This is a genomic window from Nostoc sp. CALU 546 (assembly GCF_048836525.1).
In genome coordinates, this window is the sequence record NZ_JAWJTF010000070.1 from 30,049 (window position 1) to 52,045 (window position 21,997).

General features: G+C 42.3%; 21 protein-coding genes. 15 read left to right on the forward strand and 6 right to left on the reverse strand.

Going from position 1 to position 21,997, the window contains the following annotated elements; all coding sequences use genetic code 11:
- Positions 1 to 138 precede the first annotated feature (138 nt).
- From RRG12_RS27850 to RRG12_RS27865, 4 genes are read left to right on the forward strand one after another with little or no spacing between them, the layout of a single operon-like run.
- The gene (locus RRG12_RS27850; RefSeq protein ID WP_420761409.1) at positions 139 to 963 is read left to right on the forward strand and encodes a hypothetical protein; all 825 of its coding nucleotides are present in this window, start codon (positions 139 to 141) and stop codon (positions 961 to 963) included.
- The gene (locus tag RRG12_RS27855) at positions 936 to 1,694 is read left to right on the forward strand and encodes a hypothetical protein (protein WP_420761410.1); all 759 of its coding nucleotides are present in this window, start codon (positions 936 to 938) and stop codon (positions 1,692 to 1,694) included. Before RRG12_RS27850 ends, RRG12_RS27855 begins: the two co-directional genes overlap by 28 nt.
- Positions 1,678 to 2,370 (forward strand): hypothetical protein, encoded by a 693-nt coding sequence (locus RRG12_RS27860; protein WP_420761411.1) that lies wholly within the window; start codon positions 1,678 to 1,680, stop codon positions 2,368 to 2,370. The genes RRG12_RS27855 and RRG12_RS27860 overlap by 17 nt, the downstream gene beginning before the upstream one ends.
- Entirely contained in the window at positions 2,361 to 3,269 is a 909-nt protein-coding gene (locus RRG12_RS27865; RefSeq protein WP_420761412.1) for a ThiF family adenylyltransferase, read from the forward strand. The genes RRG12_RS27860 and RRG12_RS27865 overlap by 10 nt, the downstream gene beginning before the upstream one ends.
- A gap of 139 nt (positions 3,270 to 3,408) precedes the next feature.
- On the opposite strand, the gene RRG12_RS27870 is transcribed toward RRG12_RS27865, so the two are convergent.
- Positions 3,409 to 4,125 (reverse strand): response regulator, encoded by a 717-nt coding sequence (locus RRG12_RS27870; RefSeq protein ID WP_420761427.1) that lies wholly within the window; start codon positions 4,123 to 4,125, stop codon positions 3,409 to 3,411.
- A 754-nt stretch (positions 4,126 to 4,879) separates the two neighbouring features.
- On the opposite strand from RRG12_RS27870, the gene RRG12_RS27875 reads away from it, so the two are divergent.
- Positions 4,880 to 6,022, forward strand: a complete 1,143-nt coding sequence (locus tag RRG12_RS27875; RefSeq protein WP_420761413.1) for a hybrid sensor histidine kinase/response regulator — start codon at positions 4,880 to 4,882, stop codon at positions 6,020 to 6,022.
- A gap of 129 nt (positions 6,023 to 6,151) precedes the next feature.
- On the opposite strand, the gene RRG12_RS27880 is transcribed toward RRG12_RS27875, so the two are convergent.
- Both RRG12_RS27880 and RRG12_RS27885 read right to left on the reverse strand, forming a co-directional pair.
- Positions 6,152 to 6,478 (reverse strand): hypothetical protein, encoded by a 327-nt coding sequence (locus tag RRG12_RS27880; protein ID WP_420761414.1) that lies wholly within the window; start codon positions 6,476 to 6,478, stop codon positions 6,152 to 6,154.
- An 85-nt stretch (positions 6,479 to 6,563) separates the two neighbouring features.
- The gene (locus RRG12_RS27885; protein WP_420761415.1) at positions 6,564 to 6,695 is read right to left on the reverse strand and encodes a hypothetical protein; all 132 of its coding nucleotides are present in this window, start codon (positions 6,693 to 6,695) and stop codon (positions 6,564 to 6,566) included.
- A 35-nt stretch (positions 6,696 to 6,730) separates the two neighbouring features.
- Here RRG12_RS27885 and RRG12_RS27890 point away from each other — a divergent pair, with 35 nt between their 5' ends.
- The 4 genes from RRG12_RS27890 (at position 6,731) to RRG12_RS27905 (ending at position 11,724) form a co-directional block, all read left to right on the forward strand.
- The gene (locus RRG12_RS27890) at positions 6,731 to 10,102 is read left to right on the forward strand and encodes an RNA dependent RNA polymerase (protein ID WP_420761416.1); all 3,372 of its coding nucleotides are present in this window, start codon (positions 6,731 to 6,733) and stop codon (positions 10,100 to 10,102) included.
- Between the two features lie 460 nt (positions 10,103 to 10,562).
- On the forward strand, positions 10,563 to 10,979 hold the full coding sequence (locus tag RRG12_RS27895; protein ID WP_420761417.1) for a hypothetical protein: 417 nt from the start codon (positions 10,563 to 10,565) through the stop codon (positions 10,977 to 10,979).
- A 33-nt stretch (positions 10,980 to 11,012) separates the two neighbouring features.
- Positions 11,013 to 11,291, forward strand: coding sequence for a hypothetical protein (locus RRG12_RS27900; protein WP_420761418.1), 279 nt, complete (start codon positions 11,013 to 11,015; stop codon positions 11,289 to 11,291).
- Between the two features lie 82 nt (positions 11,292 to 11,373).
- On the forward strand, positions 11,374 to 11,724 hold the full coding sequence (locus RRG12_RS27905; protein WP_094353291.1) for a hypothetical protein: 351 nt from the start codon (positions 11,374 to 11,376) through the stop codon (positions 11,722 to 11,724).
- A gap of 27 nt (positions 11,725 to 11,751) precedes the next feature.
- Here the strand turns inward: RRG12_RS27905 and RRG12_RS27910 are convergent, their stop codons facing one another.
- Positions 11,752 to 12,057: a hypothetical protein gene (locus RRG12_RS27910; protein ID WP_420761419.1), complete on the reverse strand. Its 306-nt coding sequence runs from the start codon at positions 12,055 to 12,057 to the stop codon at positions 11,752 to 11,754.
- Positions 12,058 to 12,402: 345 nt separating this feature from the next.
- On the opposite strand from RRG12_RS27910, the gene RRG12_RS27915 reads away from it, so the two are divergent.
- The gene (locus RRG12_RS27915) at positions 12,403 to 12,870 is read left to right on the forward strand and encodes a hypothetical protein (RefSeq protein WP_420761420.1); all 468 of its coding nucleotides are present in this window, start codon (positions 12,403 to 12,405) and stop codon (positions 12,868 to 12,870) included.
- Positions 12,863 to 13,057, forward strand: a complete 195-nt coding sequence (locus RRG12_RS27920) for a hypothetical protein (RefSeq protein WP_199331162.1) — start codon at positions 12,863 to 12,865, stop codon at positions 13,055 to 13,057. Before RRG12_RS27915 ends, RRG12_RS27920 begins: the two co-directional genes overlap by 8 nt.
- Positions 13,058 to 13,188: 131 nt before the next feature.
- Here the strand turns inward: RRG12_RS27920 and RRG12_RS27925 are convergent, their stop codons facing one another.
- Entirely contained in the window at positions 13,189 to 14,073 is an 885-nt protein-coding gene (locus RRG12_RS27925) for a hypothetical protein (RefSeq protein ID WP_420761421.1), read from the reverse strand.
- 216 nt (positions 14,074 to 14,289) lie between these two features.
- Here RRG12_RS27925 and RRG12_RS27930 point away from each other — a divergent pair, with 216 nt between their 5' ends.
- Positions 14,290 to 16,323: a hypothetical protein gene (locus RRG12_RS27930; protein WP_420761422.1), complete on the forward strand. Its 2,034-nt coding sequence runs from the start codon at positions 14,290 to 14,292 to the stop codon at positions 16,321 to 16,323.
- A gap of 22 nt (positions 16,324 to 16,345) precedes the next feature.
- Positions 16,346 to 16,981, forward strand: a complete 636-nt coding sequence (locus RRG12_RS27935) for a hypothetical protein (protein ID WP_420761423.1) — start codon at positions 16,346 to 16,348, stop codon at positions 16,979 to 16,981.
- A gap of 51 nt (positions 16,982 to 17,032) precedes the next feature.
- Here RRG12_RS27935 and RRG12_RS27940 read toward each other — a convergent pair whose 3' ends face one another.
- Entirely contained in the window at positions 17,033 to 17,419 is a 387-nt protein-coding gene (locus RRG12_RS27940; RefSeq protein ID WP_420761424.1) for a four helix bundle protein, read from the reverse strand.
- Between the two features lie 142 nt (positions 17,420 to 17,561).
- On the opposite strand from RRG12_RS27940, the gene RRG12_RS27945 reads away from it, so the two are divergent.
- Complete coding sequence (locus tag RRG12_RS27945) at positions 17,562 to 20,909, forward strand: hypothetical protein (protein ID WP_420761425.1); 3,348 nt, start codon at positions 17,562 to 17,564, stop codon at positions 20,907 to 20,909.
- Between the two features lie 33 nt (positions 20,910 to 20,942).
- Complete coding sequence (locus RRG12_RS27950; protein ID WP_420761426.1) at positions 20,943 to 21,761, forward strand: hypothetical protein; 819 nt, start codon at positions 20,943 to 20,945, stop codon at positions 21,759 to 21,761.
- Positions 21,762 to 21,997 lie beyond the last annotated feature (236 nt).

A 21,997-nucleotide genomic window follows, 5' to 3' on the forward strand; every position in this document is an offset into this window, starting at 1 on the left:
ATAAAAGGAGTTAGAAATTGACTTGAGGGGTAAATTATTGTCCAAATTACAGCAATTTGCATTTCGGCTGAAGTAGACCCCACACCTACCTCTGTCTCTTTGTTCTTCAATTCACATAATAACGAGTTGCACTAAAATATGTCTCACCTCGTACCCCACAGTATGGCAGAGGCAATTTATAGTCTTTATCAGTGCCAATTTACCTTAGATGCCACAGAATCACTCGATTATCTGGAAACTCAACTCAACATTTACTCCTTACTAGCACTGTATCAGCACTATTTTCCCACTGAATGGAAAGCTAGCCAAGCCACTATTTACTCACCTACAGATGTAGATTGCCATAGTCCCAGAGAACTGGAATTTATTGTACTGATTTACACTCATCTATTTCCGTTATCCCACTGGACTGTAGAAACAGCCTACGAACAAAGATTGCATAGCATTCCTATTACCCCAATGGGTATTGACTGGACAATGGATGGAGAAATTGAACATCTCAAAGATGGCTGGCAACTACTTTTACCTTTTAGCCATGACAGTCGCCGTTGGCTCGATGACATACACCCAGAAGGTAGCGATTGGTTTGATAGTGAATTTGGAATTTACGAAATTACCTACACTGACATCGACCACCCAGACAAAATTGACTACAAAAAACTGAAACGGCAGTGTCATCACTTAGATAATCCTTTAAAGTTTCTGCCTTTAACTTTAAAGCTGCTAGATCATGAAACTAAAAACCTTTGGTTAGATGAGTACGCAGACGATTATTACTACCAACCTTACTGCGCCTCTCTACCTTGGTCAAAAGCATCTATTGATTTACTGACCAGAAAATGGCAGCAAGCCGACCGAATGCTGAACTGTGCAGCCGACTTAATTGATTGGCTAGAAGCAGACTTAAAACCTCATGCTCAAATCCTACTAAAACTATGGAAACAAGCATTGAAACCACGTTAATCGACGTTACATCGACACCAATTCTATCCAGCGAAATTCTACGAGCAATTTTGGCAGACCCTCCCCGAAAATCTCCAGTAATTCAAGCGGAATTGCTGTTTTTGGATGGCATTTACATCTTCCACCACCGAGACAAAGAAATTGCCGATGCTCATATTTACAAATGTATCTCACCCGCAGCCCTGAGAACTGCTTTCAGCAATGAACCAATTGATACTGGTTGGATGGAACCAGGAATTGTGCGCTGGGGTACGGGCAGTACAGACACATACTTGGTAAAATTTATCCCACCAGCCACTCATACAATCAATTGCGATGAACTTGGATCTTTAACCGTTCCGCTACCTGCAATGGTGTTTGTGGGCAAGGGATTAAAGTATTGGGTTTGGGCAATTCAAGAACAGGAGTTTAGTCCTCAAGCACCAGCCTTTCATGTGCCACTACCCAATGTCTACAGTTCTGGACAGGTGTGTTGGGGAGTGAACGAACCACCTGCTGCTAATGGTCTATCAATTAACCATGCTTGGAATTTGTTTATTTCCAGTATTTTCACTAACCATTTAACAATAAGTAAATCACAAAAATACCGCAAGGATGTTCGCCACCAACTTCTAAAACTGCACAAAAGATGTAGACGTGCAACCTATCCTGTATCTGACCTTGTGCCTATCGGCAATCAGAAAAGTGTCGCTATACTTGTGCAGGAAATCCTCGATGAACCCATTGCTTGAAGGTATTATTGGTTACAAAACTGTCATAACTTCATCTCTGCCAACACACACCAGCAGTGGACTAGAGTACCTTTATGCCGGAAATGGCATCTTTGCTAGAGCCATTCGTCCTGGTATAGAGGTATTAATGCCCATTTGCTTGTGTTCCCAAACTATCAAAGGGCTACCTCACCTAATACCTTATCTCAAAGTCACTCCCTTAATTCCCAAACCGCTGCTACTGGAAATGTGGCGGTCGAGTTATCAAGCTGGCAATCAATTTTATGAAATTCTCTTTCACCTCCACTGTACTGATGCAGGCTGGGATTTACAAGTCCCAGAGCAAATTCAAACTCCAACTAGCTGCCAGCCAACTAACTCTGGGAGTAACTCTTCCCACCAGAAAGCGGCTGTAGACATCCATTCCCACGGTTCCTTACCTGCCTTTTTCTCTACCACTGATAATGCTGATGAATCTGGCTTTCGCATCTATGGAGTACTAGGTAGAGTTAATACTCTGAAACCAGAGATTAAATTACGGGTTGGACTGTTTCGCCACTGTTGGGATGTACCTGCTAGAGCAGTGTTTGACATTGATCGAGACTTTTTTATGCTTGATGTCTCACTTTCATCTGGCTGTAAATTTTACAGTACCGATGTACCGCCTGTAAATGTAATGGAGAAGCTATGGAGGTGAATTTCAATTTAGCAAATGCCTGTCCCCTCGCCAATACCTGTATCAACTTAACCAACCGTACTATGAAGCTAAATCTTGATTTGGCAAATGCTTCTCCTGTCGTGACTGTCAACTACTCGAAGATAGAACTGTGGCTAGTTGGGTGTGGCGGTACTGGTTCTTGGTTGGCTCCTTCTTTGGTTCGGTTAGGTAGAGTTCTTTCTCAGCAAGGTAAACAGGTGAAACTCTACTTTGTTGACCCGGATCGTGTTGAGTCAGCTAACGTTTTACGCCAGTGCTTCTGTGATGCAGAAATCGGACTCAACAAAGCTAAAACGTTGGCGCTGCGCTACTCCCTGGCTTGGAAGATGGAAGTTACAGCGATCGCTCAACCTTTCCAATCCAAATGGATTGTTCCCAGTTACAATACCCTGATTGTTGTCACTGCTTGCGTAGATAATGCCAAAGCCAGAGAGTCAATTACTCAAGTACTTCAGCACAACACTCATCGCCCTGCGCCTCACATTTGGCATTTGGATTGCGGCAACTCCAAACGTAGTGGTCAGGTACTATTAGGTTCTCATCTGTCTACTAACCCCAACGACTATGATTTTGAAGCTTTAGGCTGCTTTCGCTTACCTGCGCCAACTATACAGCAACCCGATCTACTGGTTTCACAACCAGAAGAGTTGGCAGACAACAACTTGTCCTGTGAACAAATGGCCTTGCTCAATAGCCAGTCCTTGAGCATTAACCAGCGAGTTGCTGCGGAAGCATTTGATTATTTATTGCAATTGACGACGGGGAAACTACGACGATTTGCTACTTATTTCGACTTAGAGAGTGGTAGCGGAAAATCTCTGTATACAACGCAAGTCAGTATTATAAAGGCGATTCTCCTGGGTCGCTCCTGTGCGTAGGCGTAGCCCGCACTTCTCTACGAGACGCTGCGCGTAGCAAGATCCCGAAGGGTACGACAAAGCTCAGTGACCGTCGTAGACATCGCTCCCCTCTCAAGTTAACAACCAAGCGCTGTACAGAAGCAACTGTACAGTGACTTCAATTGAGCAAACCAGCCCGCAACGCTAATACAGCTGCTTGAGTGCGATCGCTTGCACAAAGCTTGTTCAAAACCCCACGCACATATACTTTTACACTTCCCAAGCTGAGATAGAGTTTCTGGGCAATCTCGTTATTGCTATAGCCTTGGACAATTAACTCCAAGACTTCCAGTTCCCGATTTGTCAATGGATCTGCTTGCAGAATGCTTGCTTGCTCTGGGTCAATTGCAGAGATCGTCACCGTTTGAGTAGCATTTGGTTTTACCGCCGCCGCTCCTTGACGAGTATGCTTGAGAACGATACGAGCGATCGCTGGATCAATCCAAGACTGACCTTCATGGGTGATATGCAGCGCTTCCAGCAACAACTCGAACTTAATTGTCTTTACACAGTAAGAGTCTGCCCCGGCTGCAAACGCTGCTAGTACCATCTGCTCCTTGGCAAAGGAAGTGAGCATCATTACTTTAGTCTGTGCAGCAGTTTCCGACACTAAAGATTCCCGAAACTGCTGCACCAGCCATATTCCGTCTCTATCCGGCAAGCCAATATCAACGATCGCTATGTCTGGTTTTGTACTTTGAAGCAGTTTCAACCCATTGGATGCTGTAGCTTCATCACCCACGACTTGAATACCTTCTTGCTCGTTGAGAGAACTACGCATTCCAATCCGCGTTAAGCTGTGGTCTTCAATAATTGCTACTCGAATATCTACCATCATTTACCTCAGCAGCTTGGTAACTATACTTTTTTAACTGTCGAATATGGTTTCAAGGAAAGGATTACTCCATTGGACGAAAAATTTTAGCTATTTAGCCAAAATGTGGCTATTGAGATGCAAAGCGGCATTTCAATGTTATTAAACCTCATCCAGGTTGAAACCAGTAGTTTTTACAGTATTAGTTGAAAAGTTCATATATCAAGGGCTACATATCTCAACTGGCTGTTGAAAAAGCTCCAGTGTTCAAAATGGACACCGTTTAATCTGAAAATTCTCTGAAAAAATCTTCCTAAAGTATAAAAAAATATAAAAGCACTGAAGTTAAACTGAAACCAATACAGTTTATTCTGACTTGTGTCCACATCACACTTAGAGGAGGATGTAGCTTATTTCTAAGCGAGAACCTTGGCTCTTACACATAACATAGCCAGATTAACAATTCGTAATTACTAATTCGTAATTATGTTATGCATGGAAATTTAGACCTCAATCATAAGGTTGTGACCTGTAGAGATGGGAGACTATAAGCAGTTTATTAATCACAAATTACGTACCTTGTTTCTCGCTGGAGGCGAGTATTACGAATTAGTAATTATGTTGAACAATACCTTGAGTTTTATAAAATTTTGATGAATGTTAATCGCCGCGTAGTGTTTAGCATGGCGGTTGAAATTACACTTTTGCCAACGAAATTTAGCTTGAATACTCTATTTCTCTACTCGGAAGGGATTAGGTTTATTAAAGGCGTTTTATGAAGAACACTTTATCTTGGAATATAACTTCAGAAGAAAGAAACCAAAAAATTCTGGTGGTGGATGACTCAGCTGACAGCCTCCGCTTGCTGCAAGTCACTTTAAAGCTGAAGGGATACAACGTGATCATAGCTAACAGTGGTGCTGAAGCATTGCTAAAAATTGCTGAATATCCTCCCGATTTGGTACTCCTAGATGTGGTGATGCCGGATATGGATGGCTACGAAGTTACCCGACAAATTAAGCACAATTCAAACTTACCTTTTATCCCAATTTTGCTGGTGACAGGTTCTGAAAAATCAAGTGTCGTCAAAGGTTTAGATGCAGGTGCAGATGAATTTATTCGCAAGCCGGTAGATAAGAAGGAATTACTGGCCAGGGTGCGGGCTTTGCTGAGACTGAAACACAGTATGGATGAACAACTATTCCTTAGTCAGCGACGGGAAGATTTTGTGACCCGCCTCACTCACGATCTGCGAACTCCGTTGATAGCTGCTGACCAATTTCTAAAGTTGCTGCAAAGAGGTGTTTTTGGCAATACCTTATCAGCAATGCGTGAATCTTTAGAACAAATGGCTCAGAGTAACCAAACTTTGTTGTCAATGGTCGATACCTTATTAGAAGTTTACCAGTATGAAGCTGGAGGCAAAACTTTGGATTTCTTTGTGGTTGACCTGTGGGAATTATGTCAGCAAGTAGTGCAAGAACTAATGCCTTTGGCTGATGTTAAACATTTAACTCTCAAAGCTGTCTTGACAAAGGGTACTGAAGCTTCTTTAGTTAGAGTTAAAGGCGATCGCCTGGAACTACGCCGACTACTCACTAACTTAGTTGGTAACGCCATTCGCTTCAGCGATGCTGGATCAGTAGAAGTTCGCCTCAATTCCACTGTTCAAGGGGTAACGATTGAAGTAGAGGATACAGGTATTGGCATGAATCCAGAAGAACAATTACTCTTATTTGATCGCTTTCGACAGGGCAAGCATCAACGTCGGGGGAACGGTTTAGGATTATATTTGTCCCGTCAAATTGTTGAAGCCCATCAGGGAAATATTTCTGTTTCATCGACTGTTGGGAAAGGCAGTATTTTTACAGTTTATTTACCTGTGGAAACAGCTTATTCAAAAATGTTATCAGCATAAAAATTTTGGAAAATCGAGCTTAATAATTTGTACCTAAATAACCTACTTACTTTATCAAAAAAACTGATAATGAAGGTTTTCAGTTATTCAAAAAGGTAACTTATTAATGCGTGCCTCTTAAGGGAAGTTTTACCAAGATTCATCTGGTTCAGGTGGACGCCAACCACGAGTAGTTGAACTTTCATCACCTAGTCGATCAATTGCCCCAGGATCGCTATTGAGGAATTCATCTAAATCATCATATCCACTTGGATAATAAGAACCTGATGTAGGTTTGATAGTATTTTTCTTAATTATTATGCTTTCACCAGGTTTGAGATGAGCATATTCGGGGTAATGCTCATCTTGGGATATATCATCAGAAGGAACGATCAACTCATCTCCTGGCGAATCTGGGTCATCGTCATAAAGCATTACTAATAAACCATCTTCTAGCCGTTGAATTCTTTTATTCATAAAATTTAGTGGTAGCTTCAAAATTGTGTACCTTAAGTAACACAGTGGAAAAATGATAATACGATTAAAAGCACTGTTCAGCTATTTAACTTTCTTGGAAGTCTGCTAGCAGAGCTAATACCGTATAAGATACCGTCTGCCATGAAATCAGTAAATTATCCACTTGGATGATTTTATTGAGTGTAATTTCGTGCCAAGGTGAATATTGGAATCTCATGCTTGCTAGATAAGCTGTCTAATAGATGATTGGTAATGGATTTAACCACTAGAGTCTTAGAAGGTTCTGGTTTGAGTATACCTATCTTTGATGGGTCGTATAACAATGGTAAGGGAAGATATTTATCTGAACCAGAAATCATTAAAAATTCTCTGCTCGAACAGATGTTTGAAGCAGAAGATTTACAATCTCTACTACTGGTTAAAATTGACAGTAAAAATCAAGATGCCAACCATTTAAGACAAAGAACCTTTCAGGATGGAATCCGACGCAAGTTAGCTTTCAGTTCTGGCAATAGTTATTACTTTGCTGATGGTTCACTGCATAAAAAAATTAGACGCTTATTCGCTACAGAACCCGATACTGCCTGTCGCTATGGTTCTTTACTAGTTAGTAATTGCTACAAAGGCTCAGAAACTTTTACAGGGCTGCGAGTTAAAATTGTGGACTTTGAAGATCCACAGTATGCTCATTATAAAACAGGAGACTGTCACGGCAAGATTTCGCCTCAACTTGCCAAACAATTGGGAGGAGAAGGCAATTGTCCATTCCAATTTCGGTTTGCCTGGAGGAGTAATTGGGCTGAACCAGATAATTCCGAGTCCCCAAAAACCAGCTTCTTGTCCAAAGGTACTTTCCTACCCGATGCGACTTTGACTGATGCCAAAGGGTACGACATTATTATGGATCGTTCCTCAATTAAAGGCATTAAAAAGTCAGAACTTAAAAACTTAATACCCTGTGGTGACTATGAGTTTCCCCAAGCGGTAATCGGTAATCGAGGTAACGCCAAAGCTACCAGCTACGATAATAGTTGGCAGTTTACCATTTGGTACTCAGAACAAGCAGTCAAACAAGATTTGAGCAAACCCACCGAAGAAAAAGCTAGAGAACTTGCCGAGTTGCAGCGCAATCCCTTGGTGTTGGCAAAATATATCATCCAACAATATGACAAACAACAGCGATCGCAGCAAGAGCAGTCAGAAGAAGCTTTTAACGAAATTGAGGGTGATCCTAACAATCAAGCGCAGGAATCTCGCTGGATATCCCTATTACGTAGCGATAAATATGGTCAATTGATTGAAACCCCCAAATTCCGCAAATTTGCCACCGATTACATAGCCAATCAATGGCGTGACCTAGCAATTAAGGGAGGATACAACCATAATTCGGGTATGGCAATGCCATGCGATCGCCTAACTCGTGGCACAATCTGTGTACCTCACCTACCGGAAGGAGATGTCATTCTCACCCGTTACCCCATCGTCAATTCAGACAACATCCGCCTCTACCAAAATATCCACGATCCAGAATTGAGGAAAACTCGCAACGTAGTTTGGATTCACCCCAAGGATGCCGAGGAATACCACCAAGCCGATTTTGACGGCGACCAATTAATGGTCAGCCCTGCCAGTAAACTGCCTAATATTGCTCAAGAAACTCTCCGCGCAGGTGAACCGGGAAGATTTGAGCCAGTTAAACAACGTCCTAAGCTGGCGTATACGGAAATTACAGATGAACAAGGCAACTTAAAATACAAAAATTTAGCAGAGATTGCTGCTGCCAGCAGTCAAAATAAAGTAGGGCTGGTAGCAACAAATATTGGGCGTGTACAGTCATCGATGCCCCAAGACGGTGAGAATGTGGAGCGATTTGGCAGACGACAAAGGAAGCTACTAAACCGTCTATTTCAGGCACTTCAGGTTGAGGTAGATTCGCCCAAAAGTGCAGAAAGATTGGAAGACATCAAAGAAATAGGTGGGGAAAATTTACTCGCCGATGCCAAAAAATGGTCAGAGTCTCACCCCAGTTACTTTTTTGACTTTAAGAAAGATGAACGCCTTTATCGCTCCTTTGCCATGCCTGCGGATGCTCCCGGCTCAATCAACGTCATTGCAAGAGTTGTAGTCAATCCTTTGTGGGAACCAACACGCATTCGCAGCAGAGATAGGCATGAGTTTCGCTACCTGTTTCCCAAAGAGACGCTATCTGTAGATGCGTTGGAATGGGCAGAAGAACTGAAAACAAGGTTTCAGCAAGCTAGAGACGAAATTAAGGAACGGGTGGGAGATGACAGGGAAGCCTTTAATGAGGAACTAGGAAAGCTCTACGAAAGCTATCGGGCGGAAATTGACGAATTATTCACCAGTCCAGAAGAGAGGTTTGTAAGTCGTGCGGACAGGCTCAGTCAATGCGTAGCGTCTCGCAGAGAAGGCGCGGCGGCACTGTGGCATACACAACACACCCGTCCAGAATTAGATCGGCATCGCAAAGACTGTTTAAAGCTGGCAGAGCAGATGGAAATTACGTTTTCATTTCAGCACGATTATGAACTGCCAAGCGTTGCATTACCACAGGATATTTATGTTTTGAGTGTTCCTTTCGGTGCAGGTGCTATTAAATGGAAAGAATCTTTAGAACAAAAGGGAATTAAATTTGATGCCACAATTCATCCTCAATTACCTCTGATTGAATTTGCTTTGAAAGACTTATCCCCAAAAGTAGTTGATAAATTAGCAGCTAAATTTGGCGAAAACATTAACGATTTAGATGAACTTAATATTCCGAAGGATTTGAGAATTATCCCGCCAGCAGATCATAGTTGGGCAACATCACGTCAGGATTCAGGTGTTGGTGCTTTGTCATATAACCTGTTTACAGAGGAAGTATGTCAACAGCTTCAGGATTTTCAGTTTGATGAAATTAAAGTGTTGGGTATCAAATACAATGACTTCGCCAATGAAAACTTTGCTAGTAAGCAATGGAAAAAGCGCAGCGTTACTCTGGAAGTAGGAGTTTTTGAGTTACCCGAATCACACCCAGAGCATTATCGTTACAACGGTACACCAATATTACAGATTGATGGCAAGAATTTAGGCACTTTTGCTCCTGACAGTCCGAAACTACCGATTGGTGCTACATTTGCAGCTACTTTGCAGCCAGATGGCTCTAGTGTTATCCTCAAAGTTAATCCTGAGTCAATCAATCTGCCAGAAGTTCCATTACCGGAATCAGAACCAAAGTTAGATACTGCTGGGCAATTCCGAGCCATTCACCGTGAACTTTGGCGTAAAGAAATGTTTGATAATTTGGTAGGGGCGATCGCTACTACCTATGAACAGCGACAAGCCAATCAATCTGCAAGTAATGAAATTGAGCAGTTCAAAATTGGTAGCCATTGGACTGCTTATGTGCAACCCGGTGGTGATTTTATTGTTCGGAATGAAGGTAAGCGGACGATTTGTCGAGGTAATCTACAGACGGGTGAGGAGATATTTCCACTTTCAGAAGAACGTGCGAGTGAGCTAGAAGTGATGATTTTAGAGAGGGAACGATTACTTCACAGAAAACATGAGTTATCACATAATAGACACCATCTTAGCAGTCAGGATATAGAGTTGAACTAAAGTGGTAAAGAAAACTATTGAAATGCGTAAAAGAGTATAGGCGCTTTTATAAATTTACGATTAACTTTGAAACCCCAATAAGACTTTTTATTAAAAACTATTGATTTTAGACTAGCTTTTATTTGATATATTAAAGATATTTTCAAACCGAAGTAAAGCCCATAAAAATAGTGTATTAAATAAAGGATATTTGCAGATTTGGCTCAGGTATGGCATTGATCAAGACAAAACCTTAGTCTCAATTGAAGATGTTAAGCGTGAGAAAATTCAGTTAAGGTGTCCCTAATGTGGTCGTGAGTTGACAGCAAAGAAGAGCTATGAATTTATCATACTTATCATTATAATTGGATCTGGCTATTTGCCTGATTGCAGCGTAAACCTATGCATAAATAACAGACAGCTTTTATCAATTGTATCAGCTTTTCAATAATGTTTGCATCGATATTTAAGGAAATTATTAATGAGTTTATCTACTTTACCTATAGAATTTGAATTAGCCGCCGCTAAAATATTATCTGCTCATTATCCAAACTCTCGCTTTAAATTAACAGCAGAAATTGAAAAAGGTTTTATAACAATTGATTTTCAAGGCTACTTTACCGAAAGTTTTAATCCGAAAAATCGTCCTTATTCTAATCCTATTAGTGAAGTTTATCGAAATAATAAGGTTGATTTTCGGCTATTTTGGTCTGGTGAACATCTAGCATTATCGGGCCGGTGGAGAACTGCAATTCTATCGCTTGAGTACACTCCCATACGGCAAGAGTGGTTGAATGAAGATGGGGAGGAAATTTCTCGTCCCTATCCAGACGGTGATAAGTTTGAAGCAATTGCTAATTCTTTGTACCCAATCTTACAACAGTATTCTCCTATTTGAAGATTACGGTTAAAAAAAATAACAGAGTTAAAAATGATAGTTGCTACAATAAATCAGCTAATAATCTCTTCCAAAATAAAAATTTACTTCTCTATTAAAGAGCTAATTCACTTAATAGAAAAGCGGATAGTGGAATTAGATGAAAATCTAGAATTAACCACTGAAGATATTTTTGAGATTGTGTGCCTAGAATATCACCTAAATGCTGATTTTATAGAACAAGAGCTAAGTTGTAAATGTCCATTTGCATTAGCTGGCTTTTTAAGTGAGTTAGAACAGGCAGAAATTTTTGATTGTTTAACACTTAATTAATTTATTACCTCTTTTGTAAAGTAAAATAAATAATAAGCTTTTGACCACCGACACAGACACTTAATAACTATTAATTTTGACCATGAACCGCTCGGAAATAGCTCGGAAGATTGTTAAAGAATGTGGTATTGAGCTAACCGAAAAACAAGAACAGTATGTTATTGCTTATCCCTTTTCGCCTGATGTTTTCCCCGTGGCCATAGGTGACGATGGAGGCATTGTTTTTTATGAATGTGAAGTGCCCATTACAAGAGAAGGTGATTTAATTAAAGTCGGTCATAGATACGATACTACTGATGAAGATAATATGTTAGTTAAGTCAATGGAATTAAAGAGGTATACAGCCTCTTTTAGATGGTACATAACTGTAGTTGATTCTGATGGTTATGAGTGGCCGATGTTAGTTTGGGAATTTAAACGTATTTCCTTTTAATCTTAGGATTCTTTTTCCCCGATAGCCTTAACTAACTAACATACAAACTTCTTTATGTCCTTGTACTGCTTGCTCCCAAGTTGAATATCTCCTGAATTGACCATTGTGTTCACCTCCAAAAACCATAGTTTCAAAAAGCTGTGGCTCTTGATTAGGGAAATTTGAGTAATCCTTTCCTAAAAAGATTGTAGAAACTTTTCCCCAAGAAAAAATACTTAAATCTACTTGTAGATTATTATCATCTTTTCGCCACTTAGACCACTGCTCAAGAGTTGTTGGAGCAATAGGCTGTTGATTTTCATCTAGTATATAAAGACCATCTAACATATCCATATAATTCCTTACCATAGCTAATAAACTTAAGAAACACAGCTACTTTACCGAAAGCTTTGATCCTAAAAACAGTCTTTATTCTAATCCTATCAATGAAATGTATTAAAATCAGAAGATTGATTTTCGGCTATTTTGGAGGAGTGAACATCTAGCGTTATCGACCTGGTGGAGAAATGCAATTCTATCAAAACAGTTTAGTTTGCACTTCATGATAGCTTCGCCATCTCTAACCCAAGAAGCATAATTGAGACGAGCGATGCCTACGGCAGGCTGCGCCTACGGAGAGGGACAAAAAGTAAGCAGTTTGTTCTATTATTGGGTAGACAAGTCTAGTCAAGTCTAGTCATGAGCCGACCACAATTAAACATCAAATTTGATGGAGAGGGCGAGAAAGAACTACTTGAGGCTGTAAAGGCACGAGCGCAGGATGAGCGTATTTCTCTTAAAGAATTTGTGTTGGATGCGTTGAAGAATCGTCTAACAGTTCCTTTGCTTATTCAATCTACCCAAGCTAAACCAACTATTAGCAATGTAGAGGTGGATGAGTTGAAACGGCGTATAGCTAATAGTCAGATAGGCTTAATGGGGGAAATTAGGAAGGACAGAGATCAGATTGCAACTCTTGCAGCAGCGATCGCTCTGATTGAATCGCGTCTGGATGTTCTTGATCCTCCAGGTGAAGATAGTCAGGCTAGACAGTCTAGACATGGGTGGGAAGAAGACTGTGAACCAGGAAACAGAGCTTGGGACACCTGGGGAAGTGATGCTATTGAGTTCTTAGATACAGTCAGATGGGGTGATGCTGATGGGTGAAATTAACGATTTGCGATTTACTGCTACACCAGAAGACTTGGCCAGATGGGAGTGGTTTTTTAAGGAAATGGAGAAACGCGGACTGATAACCATTTTTGAAAAATCTAACCAGTATGCAAATCGTGGCGACTCGAAGCTAAAGCGGCAATATTTCAAAGTCAAACTAAATGTAGACAATTCTGAGTAGTACTTGTGTAGGCGTAGCCCGCACTTCTCTTCTTAGGCTGCGCCAACGAAAAAGGCATCGCTTTTCTTAGTGTCCGCGTTTCCATATTGTTCTAGTAAACTTTACTAGAACAATATGGGTTGGAGTTGGGTTTATGTTGATTCCTTGCTCTCATCGTCGAAACTCCATAGCAGCACTTCAATTTCTCGCTGCAATGCCTCAATACGCCTACGGGTTGCTAATCCTTGTATTGCTACGTTGTATGCCAAGGTGTCAGGCTTCCCTAGATGCATGGTTTTAACCTTGCCGCTTTTCTGGTAGTCCTTGCCTTGGCTTAACCAGAACGCTTTTTGCTTGTCGTTCATCTTTGCCGGGAACACTGGGTAATGACTCCACAATTTCCAGTATTCATAGCAGCCGTAGAGTTTTTTCACTTTGTAAGTGCTGAGGTAGCAACCAGCTGGGGGTACAAATCCACTGCTCTCTAGTTCTCGTACCTCAGCCCGCAGCTGGTCAAGTCGTTGGCGGCGCTCCTGAGACTTGACCTTTCTAAATTCTTCTGCCTTATTTCTAATCTCGTTTTTATAAGCAGCAGCAATATTTTCAGGCGCAGGCGTGGGCATTACAGCATCTCTGTACATAGCCCAAATTTCCAAGTTCACCTTTTGGAAATCATGCCACCCGTCGATAGTTAAATCTTGAATCAGCTGTAGTTTGTAGCGCCAGTCATTAAGGGCTGGTTCCCAATACTCAATCATGGCTTGTTTTATACCTTCCAAGTTTTCAGGCTCATCTACTAACAACCACGCGATCCGAACATCGGACATCGCCGCGAGATGACTGTATTGACTATTGGCAATCCACTTTTGATTTAGATTGAGTGTGGAATCTATATACAGTATTTTGTTGTCTGCCCCTATGCAGAAGTAGACTGCTGGCACGGTTGGAAGTGTCGCCCGATTTCCTAATGGGACAGATGGTAGTGAGAGAGGATCAATCCCACCTGGGGGTGGTAATGGTTGTGTTGTACTGTTCATCTCACAGTTGGTAGTAGACTAAATTGTTCTAGTAAAGTTTACTAGAACATTATAGGATAGGCGCAAATTCCTTAATCCTTAAGAGGATATTTGTTCATAAAACTGCTAACTGTCAACATTAGCCAACTGGACAACTTATAAATCGCCATTTGGTCTAGCTGTTTTTAGATCAAGTCTTGTTAGGTTAACTGCTAAGGCAATCAGCTTTGAGTACCTATGGCTACCAAAACACTGACCAAACCTAAGCAAAGACAAAATTCTCAAAATCGCTCATGGGAAAACCTGACAGATCGCCGCAAACTCCGCCATATTGAAAACACATTGGATAAAGCGATCGCATCCTCAATTCAGGATGATTCTATCCAGTCCCACGAAGACTTTAAAGCCTATGTAGAAAATTACAGCCAGGAATCGGGTAAAGCCCCCATCACAGTAGAACTCTGCGTTGGAGGTGGGGATGATGACGAGATTAGAGGCTATCGATTCTACCTCACCAGCGATTCCAATCACAGAACCAGTGGCAAGTATCTGATTAAAAACCTCGAAGGAATTACCAGCAAAGATGAAAACTACTTCACCCCTTCTAACATTGCTGAAATTTGCGGTTTTGCTGAAACAGAACTAGACGATCTCGATGATGAATTAGAAAATGACCTGCTCGATTTAGATGAAGAAAATGAAGAAATAGATGATACAAACGACGAACTAGACGACCTATTAAATGATGATTTCAACACTAAACTAGATGACCTAGATGACTTAGGTGAAGAAGACGAGCCATCTGTTAGTCGTGTTAGCGCAGCCCAAACTAAAACTCAAGCCAAAACTTCAACTAAAACCCAAAGTAAGTCCCAACCCAAAACACAAACTAAAGCTCAGGACAGAGCTAACACCAATAAAACTGCTGCCAAAAACTCCAAATCCAGAGAACCTCTAGACGAAGCTTCGCGTTTAAGTGCCACAGCTGCCACCAATGGACGAGAAGTAAATGGGGTGAATTTGGCAGGCTTAACAGGACAACTGGCATCTCTGGGAATTGCCGTAGGACAAGGTGTTTTGGAACAGCTAGCAGCCGAAGCTGATTCCAAGCGGCTTGAACGAATTCTCAAAGAACTGCAACAGCAGAATGACCGCGTAGATAACATAGCCAGTCGCTTGCAAGAAGCAAAACCGGACTCACCAGAGTCTCAAAAGTCTCAAAAGTCTCAAGATTTTCAAACTGTATCTGAAGAATCAGCCGCAAACAATCCACTGGCTGTAGCTGCTACCAAAATCGGCTCGAAAGTAGATAATCTTGGTTCCCAACTAGACCCCAAATACCAATCTCAACCATTTGAATTAAATAAGGATGCCAGCGTCAGCGAACAGCTTGACCAAATTGAAGCCTACCTGAAAGTTCTTTCCAAGCGACTTGACCGTTTAGAAATGGTAATTAGCCGATTGGAAAAACAGATGGCAGCACCACAGAATAATTCTACTGTTGTCGAGTCAGAAACTGATGCAGATATTGCCCAACCTAACTCTGCTAACCAGCCACCAGCAGACGTTGACATTTTAGAACATCTGACGAAACGCCAAGCACAGCAACAACAAGCTGCCTGTGCCGATGCTTTAGTTGGATTTGCCAAAGTTGCTGGTGAGTTATTTGACCAATCACCCCAAGCAGGTATCGCCATTTCCAGTAACAAAACTTTATGGGTAGAAGCACAGGACAAGCAGGTAGCGATCGCTTTAGAAAATACCCAAGGTGAAACACTCTTTGCTGGTACTCGCACTCAGGGACAGTGGGCGATCGCACAAGACAATCTCACCCCTGATGAAAAGACTGGCATTTGCAAACTGCCACAGTCAAAAGAAGAATACGCCCTCAAAGCCAGCACCCAAGCATTAATTCAAAAATTTCAAGAACAACTACCTAACCGATTTAACAGCAATGATGAACCGACATTCACCTGGACTGAAAAAGGCAAAGTCAAGTACGAGTTTGAAGTAGTAAAACTGCCCAATGATACACGGCTACTTCAAGGATTTAACCCTAATCGTAACGATGAACAAGTGCTTGATGCCGTTTTAGTACCAGGGCAGCCCCCGGAGATTTTGCAGTGTAGCATCCCCCTGCGTGAGATAGAAACGCTGCTGGACAATCAGCAATCAACTCGCTCTACCCAAGCCCCGGCTGATAAAGATACTGCAAGGCAACGCCAGAAACAAACTCAAAGAAAAGCCAGCAAACCAGAAATGCAAGTTTAATTCTACAAACGAGAAGAGAAAAATGAACAACACAAAATCTCACATTTCTCAGTTAAAACTGCTGTCATCTCGGAAATTTTCAACCAACTTGAGAAACCTGAAAATCAACCGCACAGACTTATTTTTCATTTTACTATGTCTTGCGATTGGAATTTATTTGTTAGCTACCAAACCCGTATTCGTCACTATTTTGGGATGTGCCACCATTGTTTTCTTGAGTATTGGGTATGTAATTCGGACAGTACCAATTTTAGAAAAGTATTTAGGTAGAAAAATTCGCTTTTGGCATATTGTTGCCGCCATTATCACTGTTACCGCTTTACTCGATACCTTTACAACTCCAGCCCAAGCTATTTTCTTAAGCGGGTTGGAAAGCTTCTTCAACAATTTAGCTCAACAAAGTTCCCAAGCAGGAGGCGGTTCTACTAGCACTTTGGATGCCAACGTTGTTGGTTTGACATTCAACCTCATCCGAGGTGCATTCTTGCTGCTGGTTGCTGCTGCTTCTCTATTTGCCTATAACCAAGCACAGCAAGGTAACGACTGGCGACCGATTGTTACTCAAGTTGGTTTAGCGTTCTCCATCGTTATTGCCATTGATGTCATCACTTTCATATTTGTCGGTAATGGTGCAGGAACAACATCAGCCATCAGGTAAACCCTCACTGGGAGCAGGGGATGCAGGGGGAGCAGGGGACGCAGGGGGGGATTAGTGATTTCTCAACCAAGGTGATGGATTATTAATCATATTCACCAGACCAGATAAAACTTGGTTGTAATTTGCATAAATTTCTCGTCCTACTTCTACATTCATGTAGTTGCATTTGACAGCAAATTCAATCCAGGTTTGAGTTTCGGCAGCTTCTGCCTCAGAATCATTTAATTTAGCGATAAAAGCTGCTTCATAACGCCGTTTTCTCCATGCTTCAGCTAAATTAGCACAAACAGAACGTGATGATCTACGAATTTGATCGGTTAACGAATATCTCTCCTCGACAGGGAACTTCTTTGATAACTCAAAAATTTTCATTGCTGCTTCAAAGGCAATTTTATAAATTCCCAAATCTTTATGATCTTTGATTGCTTCTTTATTCATTGTTTTGCCTCCCCTGCTCCCGAAGCCTCCCCTGCCTCCCCTGCTCTCTTCACCATAATCTCACTTTTTCGCGTTGCTCCCCCCTCACTTGTCACTTCTTGGTTGACTGACTACTAATGCAGCACCAAAGAATTACACAAATATGGCACAAGACAATCGAGAATTCATCAAAGTCAATCGGATTCTAGGCAAACAAGCCAGCATTGGGCCAATTCCGGCTGAACAGCTACTTCCTTGGATTGCCATCATTGTAGTTTGCTATGTTCTCACCAATGGTTTACTCAGTTTGGGTATGGGTTGGTTCTTTGCCACCTCATTCTGGCTAATTATCAGTTGGTGGATTCTCACAGGCAAACAGCCCCATCAGTTTTTAGATCGATGGCGTAATCCACCGGGAACAGAGTGGTGCAATAGTAACAGCATTTACATCTCACCGATTCCCGAATATCGACCCTGGTGGGTACGTCGGCGCTATGCAGACTCGCAAGTACAAATCCGATTCAAGCCACTGATTGTACCGAATCAATATGGAGGCAAAAGTAAGCTCATGCCCTTCCAAAATGAGGTAAACATCTGCTGTATTGCAGAAATTAAGAAAGATGATCGTGAAGTGGCTGCCCTGTTATTAGATAAAGGCAACTCTCAGTATCAACTCGTGTTTGGGTTTCGCATCGCTGGGCTGCATGACATACTCCATGAAAATGAGGTCAGCGAATTTGCCCACTCTATCGAAGAGGGTTTGAAAGAACTACCCCCCGGTGAAAAAATTACCTTTTGTACAGGCTGTTATAGTGATGATACTGAGTTATATCCCCTACAGACAGGCTCTACTAAGGGAGTACCGCACAAACGCCAAACCCCACTTACTGCCTTAGCAGACGATTGCCACTTGAAACCAGTTTCTGTGCTGCTTCGTAACGAGCAATTGCGGGTGGAGCAACTCAAGGAAGCAGGTTCTCGCCAAATCTGGAGCCAAATTGCCTTCTGTACTTGGACGAGCGATGATGAAGCTGGTTCACAGCACAAAGACTTTGTGGGTGGACTGATTGAAAAATTCAGAAAATTTGGCTCTTGGGCAGTTGAACTGATTACAGGGAACAAACGCATTTACCAAGAGGAGTTTTTCAAAAAGCTCTTACTGCAAGGGTTTCAGCAAGGATTTATCCAGTGGGAATTGCTGCTCAATACCAAAATTGGCTTAGAAGTAACACCTTGCAATGCTACAGATTTGTGGCAGTGGCTTTGGAATCGATTTAATGAGGGTGCAGCACCTCCTATTCCCCAAGTCATTACACTGAAGGAGACTGAGACGGGACTGGAGTTAACAGAAACCCTAACCACCGACAAGCACATCTGTACATTAGTGATTGAAGGACAACAGGGACGTTCTGCTTGTCCCGAACATCGGGGAGATAATGACCGAGTTTACCTGACAGGTAAAAGCAAGGTTTGTGGAGTCATGGTCGTAACAGATCCCCCCGTCGGTTGGTCTAATGCCCAAGAACAGCTAAAGTGGGTCTGGAAAATCCTTGCTTCCAGCTACGTCCACGATACAGAAGCTTGGATTGAAATCAGCCGCAGTAATGACTTCTTAATCCAAGACAACCTGGCGCGTCAGGCAAAACAATCCAAAACAGCCCGCACTTTAGCCATAACCAAAGGACAGGGACGGGACGTTGGAGCGGAAATCAAACAGGAGGAATCCTTTGAAGCCCAACGACGACTTTATGAAGGGACGAAAGCATTGCACTGTGCGCCTGTATTTCTAGTTTATCGTCACAGCGCCCAAGAGTTAACCCACGCTTGCAACTTATTGGCTAACAGTTTTGAGACTGCTAAAGTAATTCGAGAGCGTAATATTGCTTGGGAAATTTGGCTGCAAACCCTGCCGATTACCTGCAAATGGTTGCTGCATGGAGGCAATCTCAGCGAACGCAGAATAACTTTAGATACCCATACTGTGGCTGGAATCATGCCCCTAACTGTCCCCAAGGACATCGATAAACAAGGTGTAGAATTCCTTACCAGTCGAGGTGGCAAGCCTATTTATGTGGATTTATTTCACCAACAGATTGGACGCGCTCTAATTACAGGTACTTCCGGCTCAGGAAAGAGCGTTTTGGGATGGCGCTTTGCTCTAGAGGCATTAGCGAACAATATTCCTGTTGTTGGTATGGATATCTCTGCCAGTGGCAATAGCACCTTCAAAACGGCAATTGAGCTTTTGGGCGAGCAAGGAGCATATTACGATATTTCCAGTGGCAGCAGTAACCTACTGGAACCGCCAGATTTGCGACGCTTCGACAAGTCAGAACGGGAACGGCGTATGGAATCTTGGAAGGACTTTATTCGCAAAGCATTAACTGCGATCGCAATGGGTAAAGTCGAAAACCCCCATCTAGCTCAACGGGTTGATGCCTTGCTGGTCAAAGCTTTGGACGTATTTTTAAAAGACCCAGAAATTATTACTCGTTACAACCGAGCCTTTGAGATGGGCTGGCTTTCACCAGAATGGCAGCAGATACCCACGCTACCAGATTTCGTCAAGTTCTGCACTAGAGAGCGCCTTAATCTCAGGTCGTTTGAAGAAATTGACCGACAGGCACTCAACCAAATCCAAAATCAGGTTAGCGCTTTACTGGCATCTAGGTTGGGGAAAGCGATCGCTCGTCCCAGCACTTTTTCCCCATTACCGGCGATTAAATTCTTTGCCCTCAGTGGATTGAGTAACGAACAGGATGCTTACTTGATGGCAATTAACGCCCATAGTGCCTGTATCCGTAATGCCCTATCCCATCCTAAGAGTTTGTTTATTGGCGATGAGCTTTCCGTATTATTACGTAAAGATGGCTTTGCCCAGATTATAGGCGAAACCTGTGCCACGGGAAGAAAAGAAGGCATTGCTGTTCTGCTGATGTCCCAAGACCCGGATACCATTTGCGAGTGTTCAACAGGCGCTCAAATTATGCAGAACATGACTTACCGGATTACCGGACGTATTACCAGTAGCGGTGTTACTTCTTTCCAACAGTATCTGGGCTATCCCGTCAATATTATCAGTCAAAATGCGACGGAAGCATTTTTGCCCCGTACCAGCGACCTTTATTCTTGCTGGCTAGTAGAAACAGGTGGTAGATTCTGGCGTACCCGCTTTTACCCTGGAGAAATGATGTTGGCTAGTGTTGCCAATAACCAGGATGAACGAGAAGCACGAGAACGGGTCATGGCTCAGTATCCAGATACTCCCAAAGGCAACCTGTTAGGACTGAGAGCGTTTACTGATGCTTACATTCCTGCTTTGAAGGAAAACAGAGGCTTTAAGCATATTGGTGGAGAGATAGATCAAACCCCAGTATTGCGCGATTGGTTACGCCCAGCCGTAAGTCCTGCGGACAGACCCCACCAAAGCGGAGCATCTCTGCAAGAAGAAGGCGATCGCCGAGAGAGTAACGATGGCCAACAGGCTGAAAGTAGCCTGATTGCAAGTTGATATATCTAGAAACTGCATTAAGGAAGGTGAATCATGAAATCTAAACTTACCTTTATCAGATTGATAGCACTGATTCTAATTTTTGAACTTGGTTCTATCGCCAGTCCAGCCCTTGCTCGCACTCAAGACAACGGTCGAGATCCGGTAGCTGCTGCTGTTAGTAACAAAACTACTGGTAGTAGTATTTTCACCTCAGACACAGCATCTCAAATCAATGATTTTGTGGGAGATGTCAAAAATTTCGCTCAAAATGACCTATTTAATCCTCTTGGCAATTTGCTCAATTCTGCCTTGGGTGCAATTCAAATTCCAGATTTAAACAAAGTTTTGGCAGGAATTATGAACGGTTCTGCTAACAACGACCCTGGTGCGGTGCTGTCTGAAACTTTGGAGAACAAAACCAATGGTCAAAGCTCTTATGGTATCCGTGAAGACCTTGGTAAATATGCTACTAGAACAGTTGCCACAGAGATCGCTAATCAGACTACTTTGAGCCAAACAGCCCAAAGTCAGATGGCTCAAATTAAGCAAGCTACTCAACAAGATACTCAAGAAAACGTCAGCTTGGGTGAGGAATCCCAAAGTTTAGATGTCACCCAACAGATTTTGCAAAACCTATCCCAACAGACTGCCCTGACTAGTCGCGTCAATGAGCGAATGCTTCAAGAAGCCCAGCAAGCACGCATTGACAGGGCATTGAGTAACACCTTAACCGCTCAAACAGCTAAGGAACTTTCAGCCATCAATACTGCCGATCGCCGTAAGAGTGTTGCCGCCGGTAATGCTGCCACTCAACAGGCGGGGTTATTGATCATGCCTGGTGGCATTACTCTTGGTTCTGACAAGCAGTAGCTAGGAATTAGAATCTTAGAGCTAGTACCGTAAGGCGGAAGTCCAAAGTCAAAAAGCTGATTAATCAACCTTTTTAGCTATTTCGTAGCAAGTTTTAAGAGTAGGGCTATGGTTGGTTTATTTATGTCGTGCTGTACTAGCTCTAAGTAATTAATTAGACATTGTAAATCAATAACAACTTACGCAAAACCTTCCATTTCTTCGTGTCTTCCCTTCTCTACGAGAGGCTGCGCCCT